The organism is Bacillus sp. S2(2019), from assembly GCF_005144805.1.
Classification (GTDB): Bacteria; Bacillota; Bacilli; order Bacillales; family Bacillaceae; genus Bacillus; species Bacillus altitudinis.
Window position 1 is genome coordinate 1 of sequence record NZ_SWFL01000011.1, and the last position, 2,984, is coordinate 2,984.

General features: G+C 52.9%; 1 rRNA gene. It reads right to left on the bottom strand.

The annotated features are described in order from the left end of the window. Nucleotides 1-49: 49 nt before the first annotated feature. Nucleotides 50-2,980, bottom strand: a 23S ribosomal RNA gene (locus FBF75_RS19500). Nucleotides 2,981-2,984: the final 4 nt, after the last annotated feature.

The following is a 2,984-nucleotide window of genomic DNA, read 5'->3' on the forward strand; positions in this document are numbered from 1 at the left end:
AATGTTCTCTCAAAACTAGATAACAATGTTCATTTTTCACATTAGAATATAGGTTAAGTCCTCGATCTATTAGTATCTGTCAGCTCCACGTGTCACCACGCTTCCACCTCAGACCTATCAACCTGATCATCTTTCAGGGATCTTACTTCCTTGCGGAATGGGAAATCTCATCTTGAGGGGGGCTTCATGCTTAGATGCTTTCAGCACTTATCCCGTCCGCACATAGCTACCCAGCGATGCCCTTGGCAGAACAACTGGTACACCAGCGGTGCGTCCATCCCGGTCCTCTCGTACTAAGGACAGCTCCTCTCAAATTTCCTGCGCCCGCGACGGATAGGGACCGAACTGTCTCACGACGTTCTGAACCCAGCTCGCGTACCGCTTTAATGGGCGAACAGCCCAACCCTTGGGACCGACTACAGCCCCAGGATGCGATGAGCCGACATCGAGGTGCCAAACCTCCCCGTCGATGTGGACTCTTGGGGGAGATAAGCCTGTTATCCCCGGGGTAGCTTTTATCCGTTGAGCGATGGCCCTTCCATGCGGAACCACCGGATCACTAAGCCCGACTTTCGTCCCTGCTCGACTTGTAGGTCTCGCAGTCAAGCTCCCTTGTGCCTTTACACTCTGCGAATGATTTCCAACCATTCTGAGGGAACCTTTGGGCGCCTCCGTTACATTTTAGGAGGCGACCGCCCCAGTCAAACTGCCCACCTGACACTGTCTCCCTGCCCGATAAGGGCAGCGGGTTAGAAGGTCAATACAGCCAGGGTAGTATCCCACCGATGCCTCCACCGAAGCTAGCGCTCCGGTTTCCAAGGCTCCTACCTATCCTGTACAAGCTGTACCAACATTCAATATCAGGCTGCAGTAAAGCTCCACGGGGTCTTTCCGTCCTGTCGCGGGTAACCTGCATCTTCACAGGTACTATAATTTCACCGAGTCTCTCGTTGAGACAGTGCCCAGATCGTTGCGCCTTTCGTGCGGGTCGGAACTTACCCGACAAGGAATTTCGCTACCTTAGGACCGTTATAGTTACGGCCGCCGTTTACTGGGGCTTCAATTCGCACCTTCGCTTACGCTAAGCGCTCCTCTTAACCTTCCAGCACCGGGCAGGCGTCAGCCCCTATACTTCGCCTTACGGCTTCGCAGAGACCTGTGTTTTTGCTAAACAGTCGCCTGGGCCTATTCACTGCGGCTTCTCGGGGCTTTAACACCCTAAGAAGCACCCCTTCTCCCGAAGTTACGGGGTCATTTTGCCGAGTTCCTTAACGAGAGTTCTCTCGATCACCTTAGGATTCTCTCCTCGCCTACCTGTGTCGGTTTGCGGTACGGGCACCTCTCACCTCGCTAGAGGCTTTTCTTGGCAGTGTGGAATCAGGAACTTCGCTACTAAATTTCGCTCGCCATCACAGCTCAGCCTTCACGGGAAACGGATTTGCCTATTTCCCAGCCTAACTGCTTGGACGCGGATATCCAATACCGCGCTTACCCTATCCTCCTGCGTCCCCCCATTGCTCAAATGGTGAGGAGGTGGTACAGGAATATCAACCTGTTGTCCATCGCCTACGCCTTTCGGCCTCGGCTTAGGTCCCGACTAACCCTGAGCGGACGAGCCTTCCTCAGGAAACCTTAGGCATTCGGTGGACGGGATTCTCACCCGTCTTTCGCTACTCATACCGGCATTCTCACTTCTAAGCGCTCCACCAGTCCTTCCGGTCTGACTTCACTGCACTTAGAACGCTCTCCTACCACTGTTCGTAAGAACAGTCCGCAGCTTCGGTGATACGTTTAGCCCCGGTACATTTTCGGCGCAGAGTCACTCGACCAGTGAGCTATTACGCACTCTTTAAATGGTGGCTGCTTCTAAGCCAACATCCTGGTTGTCTAAGCAACTCCACATCCTTTTCCACTTAACGTATACTTTGGGACCTTAGCTGGCGGTCTGGGCTGTTTCCCTTTCGACTACGGATCTTATCACTCGCAGTCTGACTCCCAAGGATAAGTCATCGGCATTCGGAGTTTGACTGAATTCGGTAACCCGGTAGGGGCCCCTAGTCCAATCAGTGCTCTACCTCCGAGACTCTTACCTTGAGGCTAGCCCTAAAGCTATTTCGGAGAGAACCAGCTATCTCCAGGTTCGATTGGCATTTCACCCCTACCCACACCTCATCCCCGCACTTTTCAACGTGCGTGGGTTCGGGCCTCCATTCAGTGTTACCTGAACTTCACCCTGGACATGGGTAGATCACCTGGTTTCGGGTCTACGACCACGTACTCATGCGCCCTATTCAGACTCGCTTTCGCTGCGGCTCCGCATCTTCTGCTTAACCTTGCACGGGATCGTAACTCGCCGGTTCATTCTACAAAAGGCACGCCATCACCCGTTAACGGGCTCTGACTACTTGTAGGCACACGGTTTCAGGATCTATTTCACTCCCCTTCCGGGGTGCTTTTCACCTTTCCCTCACGGTACTGGTTCACTATCGGTCACTAGGGAGTATTTAGCCTTGGGAGATGGTCCTCCCGGATTCCGACGGAATTTCACGTGTTCCGCCGTACTCAGGATCCACTCTGGAGAGAACAACATTTCAGTTACAGGGCTGTTACCTTCTTTGGCGGGCCTTTCCAGACCTCTTCGCTTATATCGTTCCTTTGTAACTCCGTATAGAGTGTCCTACAACCCCAAGAGGCAAGCCTCTTGGTTTGGGCTGTTCCCGTTTCGCTCGCCGCTACTCAGGGAATCGCATTTGCTTTCTCTTCCTCCGGGTACTTAGATGTTTCAGTTCCCCGGGTATGCCTTCTCATACTCTATGTATTCAAGTATGGATACTACTCCATTACGAGCAGTGGGTTTCCCCATTCGGAAATCTCCGGATCAAAGCTTGCTTACAGCTCCCCGAAGCATATCGGTGTTCGTCCCGTCCTTCATCGGCTCCTAGTGCCAAGGCATCCACCGTGCGCCCTTTCTAACTTAACCATTT